This window comes from Bosea sp. (in: a-proteobacteria) (genome assembly GCF_023953965.1).
In the GTDB taxonomy this organism is placed as follows: domain Bacteria; phylum Pseudomonadota; class Alphaproteobacteria; order Rhizobiales; family Beijerinckiaceae; genus Allobosea.
Window position 1 is genome coordinate 762859 of record NZ_JAMLIX010000001.1, and the last position, 14475, is coordinate 777333.

General features: G+C 68.1%; 14 protein-coding genes. 8 read left to right on the top strand and 6 right to left on the bottom strand.

The features are described 5' to 3' along the window. Positions 1-165: 165 nt before the first annotated feature. Positions 166-1230 (top strand): ferrochelatase, encoded by a 1065-nt coding sequence (hemH, locus tag M9917_RS03615; RefSeq protein ID WP_297250927.1) that lies wholly within the window; start codon positions 166-168, stop codon positions 1228-1230. Positions 1231-1307: 77 nt separating this feature from the next. Here the strand turns inward: hemH and M9917_RS03620 are convergent, their stop codons facing one another. Further along, positions 1308-2021, bottom strand: a complete 714-nt coding sequence (locus tag M9917_RS03620; RefSeq protein ID WP_297250928.1) for an orotate phosphoribosyltransferase — start codon at positions 2019-2021, stop codon at positions 1308-1310. Positions 2022-2282: 261 nt separating this feature from the next. Here M9917_RS03620 and M9917_RS03625 point away from each other — a divergent pair, with 261 nt between their 5' ends. From M9917_RS03625 to M9917_RS03645, 5 genes are all read left to right on the top strand, one after another. Beyond that, complete coding sequence (locus tag M9917_RS03625) at positions 2283-3530, top strand: MFS transporter (protein ID WP_297250929.1); 1248 nt, start codon at positions 2283-2285, stop codon at positions 3528-3530. After that, a complete protein-coding gene (locus M9917_RS03630) occupies positions 3527-4057 on the top strand; it encodes a prolyl-tRNA synthetase associated domain-containing protein (RefSeq protein WP_297250930.1) in 531 nt (176 codons plus the stop codon). The genes M9917_RS03625 and M9917_RS03630 overlap by 4 nt, the downstream gene beginning before the upstream one ends. A gap of 82 nt (positions 4058-4139) precedes the next feature. Further along, entirely contained in the window at positions 4140-5039 is a 900-nt protein-coding gene (gene trxA, locus M9917_RS03635) for a thioredoxin (protein WP_297250931.1), read from the top strand. Positions 5040-5057: 18 nt separating this feature from the next. Further along, complete coding sequence (locus M9917_RS03640) at positions 5058-5729, top strand: LON peptidase substrate-binding domain-containing protein (RefSeq protein WP_297250932.1); 672 nt, start codon at positions 5058-5060, stop codon at positions 5727-5729. Beyond that, positions 5726-7099 (top strand): MFS transporter, encoded by a 1374-nt coding sequence (locus M9917_RS03645; RefSeq protein WP_297250933.1) that lies wholly within the window; start codon positions 5726-5728, stop codon positions 7097-7099. The genes M9917_RS03640 and M9917_RS03645 overlap by 4 nt, the downstream gene beginning before the upstream one ends. A gap of 54 nt (positions 7100-7153) precedes the next feature. Here M9917_RS03645 and M9917_RS03650 read toward each other — a convergent pair whose 3' ends face one another. From M9917_RS03650 to M9917_RS03665, 4 genes are all read right to left on the bottom strand, one after another. After that, the gene (locus tag M9917_RS03650; RefSeq protein WP_297250934.1) at positions 7154-8590 is read right to left on the bottom strand and encodes a homospermidine synthase; all 1437 of its coding nucleotides are present in this window, start codon (positions 8588-8590) and stop codon (positions 7154-7156) included. Between the two features lie 115 nt (positions 8591-8705). Further along, a complete protein-coding gene (locus M9917_RS03655) occupies positions 8706-9233 on the bottom strand; it encodes a GNAT family N-acetyltransferase (RefSeq protein WP_297250935.1) in 528 nt (175 codons plus the stop codon). A 224-nt stretch (positions 9234-9457) separates the two neighbouring features. Beyond that, positions 9458-10603 carry a type III PLP-dependent enzyme gene (locus M9917_RS03660; RefSeq protein ID WP_297250936.1) on the bottom strand — a complete coding sequence of 382 codons (1146 nt, stop codon included), beginning with the start codon at positions 10601-10603 and terminating at the stop codon, positions 9458-9460. 553 nt (positions 10604-11156) lie between these two features. Further along, entirely contained in the window at positions 11157-11774 is a 618-nt protein-coding gene (locus M9917_RS03665) for a glyoxalase superfamily protein (RefSeq protein WP_297250939.1), read from the bottom strand. A 274-nt stretch (positions 11775-12048) separates the two neighbouring features. Here M9917_RS03665 and M9917_RS03670 point away from each other — a divergent pair, with 274 nt between their 5' ends. Both M9917_RS03670 and M9917_RS03675 read left to right on the top strand, forming a co-directional pair. Beyond that, complete coding sequence (locus M9917_RS03670; protein ID WP_297250941.1) at positions 12049-13659, top strand: OpgD/OpgG family glucan biosynthesis protein; 1611 nt, start codon at positions 12049-12051, stop codon at positions 13657-13659. Between the two features lie 17 nt (positions 13660-13676). Next, positions 13677-13949 (top strand): GNAT family N-acetyltransferase, encoded by a 273-nt coding sequence (locus tag M9917_RS03675; RefSeq protein WP_297250943.1) that lies wholly within the window; start codon positions 13677-13679, stop codon positions 13947-13949. A gap of 3 nt (positions 13950-13952) precedes the next feature. On the opposite strand, the gene M9917_RS03680 is transcribed toward M9917_RS03675, so the two are convergent. Continuing rightward, on the bottom strand, positions 13953-14408 hold the full coding sequence (locus M9917_RS03680; RefSeq protein WP_297250945.1) for a Fur family transcriptional regulator: 456 nt from the start codon (positions 14406-14408) through the stop codon (positions 13953-13955). Between the last annotated feature and the right edge of the window lie 67 nt (positions 14409-14475).

Genomic DNA, 14475 nt, shown 5'->3' on the forward strand with positions numbered 1-14475 from the left:
GTAGGACGCGCGATGATCCAGCAGCATGCGCCGCGCGCTGGCCGGGCTCCCGCCCGAGCGGGCGCGCCGTTGCCGGCAGTGTCGCACCTCGCCTTTCGGAAAGCCTGAAGACTGGACGAAGCCGCGAACTCGTTTAAATCACAGGCGCAAGGAGGGCTTCAGCCCATGACTGCCGACATCGCCGCGGCGAAGGCCCTTAAGGCCGCTGCTCTGCCGCCGGACCACCCGCAAGCCAGATACGGCCGCATCGGCGTGCTGCTGATGAATCTCGGCACGCCGGAAGGCACCGGCTACCGGCCGATGCGCGCCTATCTCAAGGAGTTCCTGTCGGACCGGCGCGTCATCGAGGAGCCGCGCTGGAAATGGTGGCCGATCCTCAACCTGATCGTGCTGACGACAAGGCCCGGCCGCAAAGGCAAGGATTATGCCTCGATCTGGAACAAGGAGCGCGACGAAAGCCCGCTCAAGACCATCACCCGCTCGCAGACCGATAAGCTCGCCGAGCGCCTGAAGCCGCTCACGGGCGAGCGCGTCGTCTTCGACTGGGCGATGCGCTACGGCCTGCCCGATGTGAAGAGCCGGCTCAAGGCGCTGCTCGACCAGGGCTGCGACCGCATCCTGCTGGTGCCGCTCTATCCGCAATATGCCGCACCGACCTCGGCCACGGCTTGCGACCAGGCGTTCCGCGCGCTGATGCAGATGCGCTGGCAGCCGACGGTGCGCGTCTGCCCGCCCTATCATGATGACCCGGCCTATATCGGCGCGCTCGCCCGCTCGATGCGCGCTTCCCTCGCCAAGCTCGATTTCGAGCCCGAGGTGATCCTCTGCTCCTTCCACGGCATGCCGAAGGCCTATTTGCTGAAGGGCGACCCCTATTACTGCCAATGCGTCAAGACATGGCGCCTGCTCAGGGCCGAGCTCGGCTTCTCGGAGGAGCGCTTCCCGCTGACCTTCCAGTCGCGCTTCGGGCCCGACGAATGGCTGCAGCCCTATACCGACGAGACGGTGAAGGCGCTGGCGCGCGCCGGCAGGAAGTCGATGGCGATCGTCGCGCCGGGCTTCTCGGCCGACTGCCTGGAGACGCTGGAGGAACTCGACGGCGAGAACCGCGAGATCTTCCTGCACAATGGCGGCGAGAAATTCGCCTATCTGCCCTGCCTCAACGATTCGCCCGAAGGCATCGACGTCATCGCCGCGGTGGTGCAGCGCGAGCTGATGGGCTGGCTCTGAGCGCGCCCACGTTGTCATTCCGGGGCGCGCCATAGGCGCGAACCCGGAATGACAGGGGTAGGGCAAGGGGAGCCGGCTCAGGCCGGCTTCTTCTCCTCGCCGAAGGCCGAGATGCCGCCATGCTTCGACGACCACGTCGCCGGGTCGTTCAGGAAGCTCTCGACCTCGGCCAGGATCTTGGGCTCGAAATGGCCGCTATCCCTGGCGACGGCGAGCACGTCCCACCAGGTGGTGAGATAGTGCAGGCTGACGCCGAGATCCGCCATCAGCTCCCGGCTTTTCGGGAAGATGTCGTAGTAGAACAGCACGAAGCAGTGCTGCACGTCGGCGCCGGCATTGCGCAGCGCCTCGGCGAAATTGACCTTGCTGCGGCCGTCGGTGGCGAGGTCCTCGACGAGCAGCGTGCGCGCGCCCTCGACGACCGAGCCCTCGATCTGGGCGTTGCGGCCAAAACCCTTCGGCTTCTTGCGCACATATTGCATCGGCAGCGCCAGGCGATCCGAGATCCAGGCGGCGAAGGGGATGCCGGCCGTCTCGCCGCCGGCGATGATGTCGAGCGATTCATAGCCGATGTCGCGCACGATCGTGGTGGCGGCGAAATCGATCAGCGTCGAGCGCAGGCGCGGGTAGGAGATGATCTTGCGGCAGTCGATATAGACCGGACTCGCCCAGCCCGAGGTGAAGAAGAAGGGCTTGTCGCTGTAGAAGTGCACTGCCTTGATCTCGAGCAGCATCTTGGCCGCTTCGCGCGCGATCACGGCCCTGTCGGTGGGGGTGAACAGGTTGGACATGGGCAGCGGTCTCTCCGGGCTGAGCGGCGCCGCTCGCCGGAAACGGCAAGGCGCGGCGATCTGGTCGAATTGGCAAACGGCCTCTTCTGATCGCGCGCGCACGGCAGGTCAATCCCTCCCCACCGGAATTTCCACCGTCCCCCGCCGCGCCGGACCGGCCGGCATCCACAGGCTGAAGCGGTGCCGGCGGCCGCACGGTCTCGACAGCGGGCATGGCCCGGCGCATTGACATGCGGGGACAGGACAAGCGGGGCGGTTTCCATGAGCGGGCAGCAGGCGGCATCATCGGCTGTGATCGGCGGCGCGGGCCCGGTCGAGGTGGACGACAAGGCCCGCAAGGCGCTGTGGGGCGCCGCGATCGGCTATGCGATGGACGGGTTCGACCTGCTCATCCTCGGCTTCATGCTCAGGGCGATCTCGGCCGATCTTGGGCTCAGCCAGGCACAGGCCGCCTCGCTCGTCACCGCGACGCTGGTCGGCGCCGTGCTCGGCGGCATCGGCTTCGGCATGCTCTCCGACCGGATCGGGCGCGTGCGCGTGCTGACCTGGACCATCGTCCTCTTCGCCGTCTTCACCGGCCTGTGCGCGCTGGCGCAGGGCTATTGGGACCTGCTTGTCTACCGCACCATCGCCGGGCTCGGGCTCGGCGGCGAGTTCGGCATCGGCATGGCGCTGGTCGCCGAAGCCTGGCCGGCCTCGAAGCGGGCGCGCGCCTCCTCCTATGTCGGGCTCGGCTGGCAGGTCGGCGTGCTCATGGCGGCGCTCGCCACGCCGCTCCTGCTGCCCTCGATCGGCTGGCGCGGCATGTTCGCCATCGGCATCCTGCCGGCATTCGCCGCCTATTTCATCCGCCGCACGCTGCACGAGCCGGAGATCTTCGTCGCCCGCTCCAGGGACCAGCCGAAGCAATCGGCGCTGCACCTGCTCGTCAAGGACCGCGAGACCGCGAGGCTCAGCCTGGGCATGGTCATCCTCTGCTCGGTCCAGAACTTCGGCTATTACGGCGTGATGATCTGGCTGCCGAACTACCTCGCCTCGCGGTTCGGCTTCGCGCTCACCCAGTCGGCGCTGTGGACGGCGGTGACGATCGGCGGCATGGCGCTCGGCATCTTCGCCTTCGGCCATATCGCCGACCGGATCGGGCGCCGCCCGGCCTTCTTCGGCTACATGCTCGGCGCCGCCGTGATGGTCGTGGTCTATTCGCGGCTGACCGACCCGATGCAGCTGCTCGTCGGCGGGGCCGTCATGGGCTTCTTCGTCAACGGCATGCTCGGCGGCTATGGCGCGCTGATCAGCGAATTGTTCCCGACGGTCGCGCGCGCCACAGCCCAGAACGTGCTGTTCAACATCGGGCGCGGCGTCGGCGGCTTCGGCCCGGTCGTCGTCGGCGCGATCGCGGCGGCCTACGGCTTCCAGACCGCCATCGCGCTGCTCGCCACGCTCTACGTCCTCGACATCCTGGCGATGTGGCTCCTCATCCCCGAAAAACGCGGCGCCGAACTGGAATGAAAGACGTCTCCCCCGTCACGCCCGACGCGCTCTGCGCCTATCTCGCCGAGCAGGGCCTCGCCTTCCACCGCACCGATCATCCGGCCGTGTTCACCGTCGCCGAGACGGCGCCGCACCGCGACGAGATGATCGGCCTCCACACCAAGAATCTGTTCCTGAAGGACAAGAAGGGGCGGTTCTTCCTGGTGTCGGCGCAGGCGCATGCGCCGATCGACCTCAAGCGCCTGCACGAGCGGATCGGCGCCAGCGGGCGGCTCTCCTTCGGCTCGGCCGAGCAACTGATGGAGAAGCTCGGCGTCACGCCGGGCTCCGTCACCGCCTTCGCCGTGATCAACGACCGCGCCGGCGAGGTGACCATGGTGCTGGACGCGGCGCTGACGACGGGCGAGGACGTCAATTTCCACCCGCTCATCAACACGGCGACGCTGCGTATCGGCCGCGACGATTTCCTCGCCTTCCTGCGCCGCACCGGCCACGAGCCGCTGATCGTCGATTTGCCCGTCCCGCCCGATGGACAGAACGCCTGAAGCACCCCATCTATGAGGCGACCGCGCGGGCGGCCGAAACGGCGGCCTCGCGCCTCTTGCGACACATGACGAAGGACGACCCATGCTGGTCAATGGCGCGGCGGCCGATCAACCCGGCCTGATCAAGGACACCACGACCCAGGGCTTCCGCGAGGATGTCATCGCCGAATCGATGAAGCAGCCGGTGCTGATCGATTTCTGGGCGCCCTGGTGCGGCCCGTGCAAGCAGCTCACCCCGGTCATTGAGAAGGTGGTCAAGGCGGCCGGCGGCAAGGTCAAGCTCGTCAAGATGAACATCGACGAGCATCCGCAGATCCCGGGCCAGCTCGGCATCCAGTCGATTCCCGCCGTCATCGCCTTCAAGCAGGGCCAGCCGGTCGACGGCTTCATGGGCGCCCAGCCGGAAAGCCAGATCAAGGCCTTCATCGAGCGGCTGGTCGGGCCGGTGGGCCCGGGCGCGGCAGACGAGCTGATCGAGGCCGCGGCGGCCGCCATCGCCGCCGGCGATCCCGCCGGGGCGAGCGAGCTCTATGCCGGCGCGCTCGAGATGGAGCCCGACAACCTCGCGGCAATCGCCGGGCTCGGGCGGCTGCATCTCGACACCGGCGATATCGAGGGCGCCAAGGGCATTCTGGGCATGGCGCCTGCGGACAAGGCCGCCGACCCAGCGATCGCCGCGCTGCGCGCCGCAATCGAGCTTGCCGAGCAGGCGGCCTCGCTCGGCGACACCGCCGAACTCGAAGCGAAGCTTTCGGCCAACCCCAAGGATCACCAGGCCCGCTTCGACCTGGCGCTGGCGCTCAACGCCCGCGATCGGCGCGAGGAGGCGGTCGACCATCTGATCGCCATCATCAGGGCCGACAGGACATGGAACGAGGACGGGGCGCGCAAGCAGCTTCTCCAGTTCTTCGAAGCCTGGGGTCCGATGGACGAGGCGAGCGTCGCCGGGCGCCGCAAGCTTTCGACCCTGCTGTTCTCCTGACCGGGGAAAGGGGCGCGCATGGGCATGAACGCCGTCTACGAGGGGGCCAAGGATTGCCCGGAGACGATCCCGCTCTTTCCCTTGGGCGGCGCGCTGCTCCTGCCGCGCGGCCAGATGCCGCTCAACATCTTCGAGCCGCGCTATCTCGCCATGATCGACGACGCGCTCAGGGGCGAACGCGTCATCGGCATCATCCAGCCCGAGCCGGAAACCGGCCGCCAGCCCGAGATCCCGCCGCTGCTCAAGGTCGGCTGCCTCGGCCGCATCACCCAGTTCGCCGAGACCGGCGACGGCCGCTACATCGTCACGCTGACCGGGATCAGCCGCTTCCGGCTGATCGACGAACTGTCCGTCGCCACGCCCTATCGGCAGGCTCGCGTCGGCTATGACGAATTCGCCGCCGATTTCGTCGCCCGCACCGGCGAGGAGGAGGTCGACCGCAAGGGCCTGATCAAGGCGCTGCGCGATTTCGCCAAGGCGAACGACCTCAAGATCGACTGGAAGGGCGTCAACGAGGCGCCGAACGAGGCGCTGGTCAACGCGCTCTCGATGATGTGCCCGTTCGGGCCGCGCGAGAAGCAGGCGCTGCTGGAGGCGCGCACGCTGAAGGAGCGGGCCGAGGTTCTGATCGCGATCACCGAGATCGAGCTCGCCCGCGGCGGCGGCGACCCGGACACGACCTTGCAGTGAGCCCGCCCGCCGTCTGGCCGCCGCGGCGCGCCGTCACCGCCTGGCTGTTCTTCGACTGGGCGGCACAGCCCTTCTTCACGCTGATCACCACCTTCGTCTTCGCCCCCTTCTTCGCCTCGGCGCTGGCGGCGGACGCAGCCTCCGGTCAGGCGCTGTGGGGCTATGCCACCGGCTTCGCAGGCCTGTGCATCGCCCTGCTCTCGCCTTTGCTCGGCGGCATCGCCGACCGGACCGGGCCGCGCAAACCCTGGATCGCCGCCTTCGGCGGCCTGCTCGTCATCGGCTCGGGCGCGCTCTGGTTTGCCGTGCCCGGCTCCGCGGCGGCGGTGCCGATCGCGCTTGCCGGCTTCGTCATGGCCACGATCGGCGCCGAATTCGCCACCACCTTCAACAATGCGATGATGACGCGGCTGGTGCCACCGGAGCGGCTGGGCTGGCTTTCCGGCACGGGCTGGGCGGTCGGCTATCTCGGCGGGCTCATCTCGCTGGCGATCACGCTCGGCCTGCTCGCGGCCGATCCGCAGACGGGCAGGACGCTTGCCGGCATCGCGCCGATCCTCGGGCTCGACGCCGCAGCCCGCGAAGGCGACCGCTTCTCCGGCCCGCTGACGGCGCTGTGGTTTATCGTCTTCGTCGCGCCGATGTTCCTGCTCACGCCGGATTCCAGCCGCACGGGCCTCAGCCTCGCCGAGGCGGCCAGGGGCGGCGTCGGGCGGCTCAGGGACACGCTCACCGCGCTGCCGAGGCTGCCCTCGCTCGGGCGCTTCCTGCTCGCCAACATGATCTATCAGGATGCGCTGGTCGCGCTGTTCGCCTTCGGCGGAATCTATGCGGCCGGCGTCTTCGGCTGGCAGACCATCGAGCTCGGCATCTTCGGCATCCTGCTCACCGTCACCGGCACGCTGGGCGCCTGGGCCGGCGGCAAGCTCGACGATTGCGTCGGCGGCAAGCCGGTGGTGCTCGGCTCGATCGCCTGCCTCACCTTCGCCTGCCTCGGCATCCTCTCGCTCGGTGCCGATCGCGTCTTCTTCGTCATTCCCGCGACGCCGGCCGCGCCGGGCGACGGCCTCTTCGCCTCGCTGCCGGAGCGGATCTATCTGGGACTGGGCCTGCTGATCGGCCTCGTCGCCGGGCCGATGCAGGCGGCCTCGCGCAGCCTGATGGCGAGGCTCGCACCCGAAGGCCGCATCGGCGAGTTCTTCGGGCTGTTCGCGCTGTCGGGAAAGGTCACCTCCTTCATGGGGCCGACGCTGGTCGCGCTGGCGACGACGGTCTTCGCCAGCCAGCGCGCGGGGCTTGCCGTGCTGATCGCCTTCTTCCTGGCAGGCGCGTGGCTCCTGGCGGGCGTGAAGGTCCGGCGGGCCGGATGAGCGAGCCCCCGTCATTCCGGGCGGCCCGAAGGGCCGAACCCGGAATGACTGTGGTCAGCGCACCAGGATGTTCTTGAACTGCCAGGGATCGCTTTCGTCGATCTCCTCCGGGAACAGCCCCGGGCGGCCGTCGAGCGGCGTCCAGTCGGTGTAGTAGCCCTTCACCGGGCCGAGATAGGGCCCCTGGATCTCGAGACAGCGGTTGTAATCGAGTTCCTCGACCTCGACGATGCCGGCGCGCGGGTTCTCCAGCGCCCAGACCATGCCGGCGAGCACGGAGGAGGTCACCTGCAGGCCGGTCGCGGTCTGGTAGGGGGCGAGCGCCCGCGCCTCCTCGATCGAGAGCTGCGAGCCGAACCAGTAGGCGCCCTTCTCATGGCCGTAGAGCAGCACGCCGAGCTCGTCGATGCCGTCGACGAGCTCGCCCTCCTCGAGGATGTGGTGCTCGCTCTGCGGGCGGCCGGCATTGCCGAACATCTCGTGCAGCGAAAGCACCGCGTCGTTCGGCGGATGATAAGCGTAGTGACAGGTCGGCCGGTAGAGCGCCTTTCCGCTCTCGTCGCGCACGGTGAAGTAGTCGGAGAGCGAGATCGATTCGTTGTGCGTCACCAGGAAGCCGTATTGCGGGCCCGGCGTCGGGCACCAGCTCCTGACCTTGGTCTCGGCGCCGGCCTGCATCAGGTAGATCGCCGACTGGCAGCCGGTCTCGTAGCCATGGGCGTTCGGCGGCATCCATTTCTCATGGGTCCCCCAGCCGAGCTCGGAGGGCTGCACCGCCTCGGCGATGAAGCCCTCGACCGACCAGGTGTTGACGAAGACGCCCGGCGGCTTGGGATTCTTCGAGCGCTGCGTGTCGCGCTCGGCGATATGGATGCCCTTGACGCCGACGCGCTGCATCAGCGCCGCCCATTCCTCGCGGGTCGCGGGCTCGGGCGCATTGAGGCGCATGTCGGCGGCGATGTTCATCAGCGCCCGCTTGGCCAGCGACGAGACCAGGCCGGGGTTGGCGCCGCAGCAGGAGACCGCCGTCGGCGTGCCGGCCGGGCGCGCCCGCTTGGCGGCGAGCGTCATCTCGCGCAGCGCATAGTTCGAGCGCTCGGCCGGCCCCTTGCTCTCGTCGAAATAGAAGCCGAGCCAGGGCTCATTCACCGTGTCGATGTAAAGCGCGCCGAGGCTGGAGACGAACTCCATGATGTCGCGCGAGCCGGTGTCGCAGGAAAGGTTCACGCAAAAGCCCTGGCCGCCGCCGGCGGTCAGCAGCGGCTCCAGCATCGCCTTGTAGTTCGCGGGCGTCAGCGCCTCCTGGATGTAGCGGATGCCGCGCTCGTCGAGCAGGTGGCGGTTGGTATCGTCCGGAGAAATGACGACGAAGCGGCTCTTGTCGAACTTGAAGTGCCGTTCGAGCAGCGGCAGCGTACCGCGGCCGATCGAGCCGAAGCCGATCATCACGACCGGACCGGTGATCTCGCCGTAGACGGGCCAATTCGTCATTCTTCCAAACTCCTGGGTTCCTGGATCAAAAGGGGATCGAAAAGCTGGTATGGGCGCAAAATCGCGCCGTCAATCGCCAGGCGATCGACGGCGCGGCGAGCGGGACGGCGAAGGATCAGGCGGCGCGTGCCGCCGCCTCCACGGTTGGAGCGGTGGCGCCGGTCGCGGTCAGGATGCCGCGCGCGCCGGAAAGCGCGCCTTCGCGCAGCTCGATCGCGAGGAAGCGCTCGCGTTCGACGGGGCCCGGCATGGCGAGGCTCTGCGTCAGCGCCGCGTCGAAGCCGAAGCGGGCATAATAGGGCGCGTCGCCGACGAGGATGACGGCGCCGTGCCCAAGGCAGGCGGCACGCCGCAGCGCCTCGCGCATCATCGCCTGGCCCAGCCCCTCGCCCTGCGATGCGGGCGCAACCGCGAGCGGGCCGAGCAGCAGCGCCGGCACGCCGCCGGCTTCCACATGCCAGAGGCGCACGGTCGCCAAAAGCGCGCCGTCATGCGTAGCGGCGAGCGAAAGCCCCTCGGCCGGCAGGCGGCCCTCGCGCAGGCGCTCGCTCGACTTGGCGGTGCGGCGCTCGCCCAGGCAACGGTCGAGCAGCGCCTCGCGAGCGGGGATGTCGGCGGCGATCTCGTCGCGGATCGTGATCATGACGCAAACCTCCTGCCGGAGCGCCTCAGCGGGCTCCGGCGCCGCGCGGACGCGGCCACAAACGGATGGGTTGTGTGGAAGGGGGTCCGGCGGGAGCCACGCCCGCGCGCTCCGTTCTGGAGAGGCGGACGCTCCGCCCGGCTTAGCGCCGGACGGCCTGCTTTCACAGGGCGCTTCGCCGGACCCGATCGGCATCGGGGCGGCGGCAAGCCGCCCCGGTCACGTCAGATGACGTATTGCTTCAGCGGCGGGAAGCCGTTGAAGGCGACGGCCGAATAGGTCGTCGTATAGGCGCCCGTGCCCTCGATCAGCACCTTGTCGCCGATCTCCAGCGAGAAGGGCAGCATGTACGGGGTCTTCTCGTATAGGACGTCGACCGAGTCGCAGGTCGGGCCGGCGAGCACGCAAGGAACCGTCGCGTCGCCGTCGCGCTCCGTGCGGATCGGATAGCGGATCGCCTCGTCCATGGTCTCGGCGAGACCGTTGAACTTGCCGATGTCGAGATAGACCCAGCGGACCTCGTCCGTTTCGGCCTTCTTCGAGATCAGCACGACCTCCGCCTCGATCAGCCCCGCCTCGCCGACCATGCCGCGGCCCGGCTCGATGATCGTCTCGGGGAGCTGGTTGCCGAAATGCTTCGACAGCGCCCGGAAGATCGCGTCGCCATAGGAGGGCACGCCCGGAATCGGCTTCAGGTAGCGCGCCGGGAAGCCGCCGCCGAGATTGACCATCGACAGGCCGATCCCGCGGGTGGCGCATTCCTTGAAGATCGCCGAGGCCGAGGCCAGCGCCGAATCCCAGGCGTTGACGTTGGCCTGCTGCGAGCCGACATGGAACGAGATGCCATAGGCGTGAAGGCCCAGACGATGGCCGTGCTCGAGCACGTCCGCGGCCATTTCGGGCACGCAGCCGAACTTGCGCGAGAGCGGCCAGTCGGCGCCGGCACCGTCGCAGAGGATGCGGCAGAAGATGCGCGCATCCTTCACGCCGGTCCTGTCCGCCGAGCGGGCGACCTTCTCGACCTCGGCCGTGCAGTCGACGGCGAAGAGGCGCACGCCGAGCTCCATGGCGCGCACGACGTCGCGCTCCTTCTTGATGGTGTTGCCGAAGGAGATGCGGTCGGCGGTGGCGCCGGCGGCGAGCGCGAGCTCGATCTCGACGACCGAGGCGCAGTCGAAGCAGGAGCCGAGCTTGGCGAGCAGCGCCAGCACCTCCGGCGCCGGGTTCGCCTTCACCGCGTAGAAGACACGGGTGTCGGGCAGGGCACGGGCGAAGGCATGATAGTTCGCGCGCACGACCTCGGTGTCGATGACGACGCACGGCCCGTCGTCGCGGCGGGTGCGCAGAAACTCACGGATGCGGTCGGTCATGAGACACGACTCCCCTGCGACGCAAGCGGCGTCGATGCGATGTATCGCCGGATGAGACGTCGCTATCGCGCGGCGCTGTGGAGACGCCGGGCTACAGCGGACGAACCGTCCGGACCCGAAACACCGTTCGCTTGGGGAAGACCCCGCACGGCCGGCAATGATGGACAAGCCTCTTCGGTGCCGGCCTGTGGAAAGCCGGCGAGACCAAAAAAGCCCGCTCCGTCGTTGCTTTAAGCTGCGTCCCCCGTGGAGATTCGGGGTTCGCCGGTTTCGCCTCCGGCTGCCGGTCTGTGTCGGGGAGCAGCCTCCTCGCGGAGACTGGGAAGCGTGATTTGAGGGATATCCATCCCCTCCATCCGTCTTCCGACCCCTGGCGGCTGTCCGGCCTCTTGTCCGGATGCCCACCGACCGGCACGCGGCCACAGGCACGTGCGAATTGGGTGAACGCGATATACGGACGCTCGCCCCGGATCACAAGTGTTTTCTGGACCCGGAGCCGCATTTTTTTATGAGAGCGGCCGGCAGCGGAAAATCACCGGATTCGCTTGGCCGGCTATGGAGTTAGATCAGGCTGCCCTCCGGCGTCGTTGCGCGCGCAGCGACGCCGGGACGGCGGGCTTGAAGCAGGCTCAGGCGCGCCTCTCGCAGAAGCGGTTCGGTTGCCGAAGGGGTCGGGAACCTGGAGGGTGCGCCCGCCCGGCCCGTCCTCCTCGATGCCCGGGCGTGAATAGGGATAGCGCTTGCCGAGGAGCTCGGCCTGGAGCGCGTCGATCCCCTCCATCCAGACGAAGACGGTCGAGCCGGGGCTGGCGTCGCCGTGATGCTCGGAGAGATGGAGCTGCAGGCCGGAGCGCGAGACCTGCATGTAGAGCGGCATGCCCGGCCCGAAGCGATGGTCCCAGTCCAGCCCGAAGCCGAGAAAGTCGCGATAGAACTCCTTCGCCTTGGCCTCGTCGAAGATCCGCAGGACGGGGATGCCCATCTGCAGGCGCACCGCCTCGCCCTCCGGCGCAGCCTTGCCGATCCTCGCCGCCAGCACGTTCCAGTCGTCGCAGCCGAGCTGGCGCGCCACGATCTCGAGGGTTTCGGCGTGGGAGAGCGGCACCTGCCTTGCGGCCATGGCCTCGCGCAGGCTTTTCGCCATCAGCTTCGCATCGCGGAAATCGCGCATCGTCGTGATCCTTTTCGCTCGGGACGGTGGGATCGGGGCTCGCCTTGCCGATATTACGTCCACGGGTCGATCGGGATCGGGACAGGGACTTCTTTAAAGATGCGTTCACCTTGCCCTTAGGGGCGCGAGCGGCCGGCCGCATCCGGCCGATGGCGAAGGTTGCGGGATGTTCATCTCCTGTCAATGGCGCCTGCCCTAGACCGGCCTCATTCGATGGCGTTAAGTCACGCTCGCCGCGGCTATTTCGCGGCTTGCGAGGGAAGACGGACCAGGCATGACCACGACAGACCGCCGCCGCGTCCTGGGCGGAGTTTCAGCCGCGTTGTGCCTCTCGGCGGCGCCCTCCGTCCTGCTCGCCCAGCAACCGAAGCCGCCAGGGCCTCCTCCGGCGCCACCGGCACCGCAAAACGCCGCGCCGCAGCCCAAATTCGGCTTCGAGGACGTGCAGCGACGCGCCCGCGAGATCGCCGCCGTGCCCTATGAGCCGATCGCGCCCCTGCCGGAGGCTCTGGCCAAGCTCGACTTCGATTCCTGGCGCGACATCCGCTTCCGGCCCGACAAGGCGCTGCTGGCGCAGAACGGCTCGCTCTTCCGCATGCAGATGTTCCATCCGGGCTTCCTCTTCACCCGGCCGGTCACGGTGAACGTCGTGCGCGACGGCGTGCCGACGCCGGTTCCCTATGCGGCGAACCTGTTCGACTACGGCAAGGTCAAGTTCGACAAGCCGCTGCCGGTCAATCTCGGCTTCGCCGGCTTCAGGCTGCACTACCCGCTCAACGACCCGCGCGTCTTCGACGAGCTGATCTCCTTCATCGGCGCGAGCTATTTCCGCGTGCTCGGGCGTGGCCAGCATTACGGGCTCTCGGCGCGGGGGCTTGCCCTCGGCGCCGGCACGGCGGGCGAGGAGTTCCCGGTCTTCCGCGAATTCTGGGTCGAGGCGCCGGCGGCCGGCGCCGAGCGCATCGTCATCCACACCCTGCTCGATTCGGCCACGGTGACCGGCGCCTATCGCTTCACCATCTATCCCGACCACGACACCGTCGTGGAGGTCGCGGCAACGCTCTATCCACGCACAGCCGTCGAGAAGCTCGGGCTCGCACCGCTGACCTCGATGTTCTTCACCGGCGAGAACGACCGCCGTTTCTTCGACGATTTCCGCAGCGAGCTGCATGATTCGGACGGTTTGATGATCCATTCCGGCAGCGGCGAATGGATCTGGCGCCCCTTGCGCAACCCGAGGCAGCAGGCCGTCTCCTCCTTCGTCGAGCACAATCCGCGCGGCTTCGGCCTGATGCAGCGCGACCGCGCCTTCGAGCACTATCAGGACCTCGACCTCGCCTATGAGCGCAGGCCCTCCTACTGGATCGAGCCGCAGGGCGACTGGGGCGAGGGCGTCGTCGAGCTGATCGAGATGGCGACCAGCGACGAGACCAACGACAACATCGTCGCGCTCTGGGCTCCGAAGACGCCGCTGGAGCCCGGCAAGGAATTCTCCTTCGGCTATCGGCTGACCGCGATGCTCGATTCGAGCGACCTCCACCCCGGCGGGCGCGTGATCAACACCTATCAGGCCAAGCCCAAGGCGCTGGGCTCGGGCGAGCCGGTGACGGCGGGCTCGCGCCGCTTCATCGTCGATTTCGCCGGCGGCGACCTCGACTACCATCTGAAGCAGCCGGAGAAGGTCGAGATCGTGCCCTCGATCGCCTATGGCCGGATCGACCGTGCCTTCATCGTGCCCAATCGCAAGACCGAGGGTTTCCGCGCCTTCATCGACATCGTGGTCGAGCCCGGCCAGCTCGCCGAGATGCGCGCCTTCCTCAGGAGCGGCGGCAAGGCGCTGACCGAAACCTGGAGCTATCCCTGGCGCGCCGACGCGCAAGAGTGACCGAAGGAGCCTGCACCATGGACGTCGTCGACAACGCCGGAGGCAACCGTTTCGAACTGCCGCTCGACGGGGGCACCGCCTTCGTCGACTATCGGCGCGACGGCGGCCGGCTCGTGCTGGACCATACCGAGGTTCCGGCGCAGTTCGCCGGGCAGGGCGTCGGCTCGCGGCTGGCGAAGGGCGTCTTCGAACAGCTCAGGGCGAGCGGGCGCAAGGCCGAAATCCGCTGCGAGTTCCTGCAGGGCTGGATCGCGAAGCATCCCGAATACGGCGACGTGGTCGAGGGCTGAACGTCAGGAAGCCTTGCGTCCGCTGCGACGCGCCGGCGGCTTCTTGCGGCCATAGAGCTCGAGGCGATGGCGGACGAGCTCATAGCCGAGCTCGGCCGCGATCCGCCGCTGCAGCTCCTCGATCGCGTCCGAGGAGAACTCGATCACCGCGCCCGAATCGACGTCGATCAGGTGGTCGTGATGCTCCTGGTCGGCGTGCTCGTAGCGCGAGATGCCGTCCTCGAAGGCGTGGCGCTCGATGGCGCCCTGCGATTCGAGCACCTTCATCGTCCGGTAGACGGTCGAGAGCGACAGCGTCGGATCGAGCGCGAAGGCGCGGGTGAAGATCCCCTTCGCATCGGGGTGGTCGTCGGCCTCGGCCAGCACGCGCAGGATCAGCCGCCGCTGCTGCGTCATGCGCAGGCCGGCCCCCTTCAGCTGGCTCTCGAAAATGGCGATGCGCCGGTCGGTCTCGCTCATGCCCTGCCATAGCAATGCCGGCGCGTGATTGCAAAAACCGCTAGATGAAAATAACTCTCATTTGCAT

What these genes read in the sequence shown, in the direction of transcription:
- hemH (WP_297250927.1), top strand. Translation starts at nt 166, where the DNA reads ATGACTGCCGACATCGCCGCGGCGAAGGCCCTTAAGGCCGCTGCTCTG.
- M9917_RS03620 (WP_297250928.1), bottom strand. Translation starts at nt 2,021, where the DNA reads ATGTCCAACCTGTTCACCCCCACCGACAGGGCCGTGATCGCGCGCGAA.
- M9917_RS03625 (WP_297250929.1), top strand. Translation starts at nt 2,283, where the DNA reads ATGAGCGGGCAGCAGGCGGCATCATCGGCTGTGATCGGCGGCGCGGGC.
- M9917_RS03630 (WP_297250930.1), top strand. Translation starts at nt 3,527, where the DNA reads ATGAAAGACGTCTCCCCCGTCACGCCCGACGCGCTCTGCGCCTATCTC.
- trxA (WP_297250931.1), top strand. Translation starts at nt 4,140, where the DNA reads ATGCTGGTCAATGGCGCGGCGGCCGATCAACCCGGCCTGATCAAGGAC.
- M9917_RS03640 (WP_297250932.1), top strand. Translation starts at nt 5,058, where the DNA reads ATGGGCATGAACGCCGTCTACGAGGGGGCCAAGGATTGCCCGGAGACG.
- M9917_RS03650 (WP_297250934.1), bottom strand. Translation starts at nt 8,590, where the DNA reads ATGACGAATTGGCCCGTCTACGGCGAGATCACCGGTCCGGTCGTGATG.
- M9917_RS03655 (WP_297250935.1), bottom strand. Translation starts at nt 9,233, where the DNA reads ATGATCACGATCCGCGACGAGATCGCCGCCGACATCCCCGCTCGCGAG.
- M9917_RS03660 (WP_297250936.1), bottom strand. Translation starts at nt 10,603, where the DNA reads ATGACCGACCGCATCCGTGAGTTTCTGCGCACCCGCCGCGACGACGGG.
- M9917_RS03665 (WP_297250939.1), bottom strand. Translation starts at nt 11,774, where the DNA reads ATGCGCGATTTCCGCGATGCGAAGCTGATGGCGAAAAGCCTGCGCGAG.
- M9917_RS03670 (WP_297250941.1), top strand. Translation starts at nt 12,049, where the DNA reads ATGACCACGACAGACCGCCGCCGCGTCCTGGGCGGAGTTTCAGCCGCG.
- M9917_RS03675 (WP_297250943.1), top strand. Translation starts at nt 13,677, where the DNA reads ATGGACGTCGTCGACAACGCCGGAGGCAACCGTTTCGAACTGCCGCTC.
- M9917_RS03680 (WP_297250945.1), bottom strand. Translation starts at nt 14,408, where the DNA reads ATGAGCGAGACCGACCGGCGCATCGCCATTTTCGAGAGCCAGCTGAAG.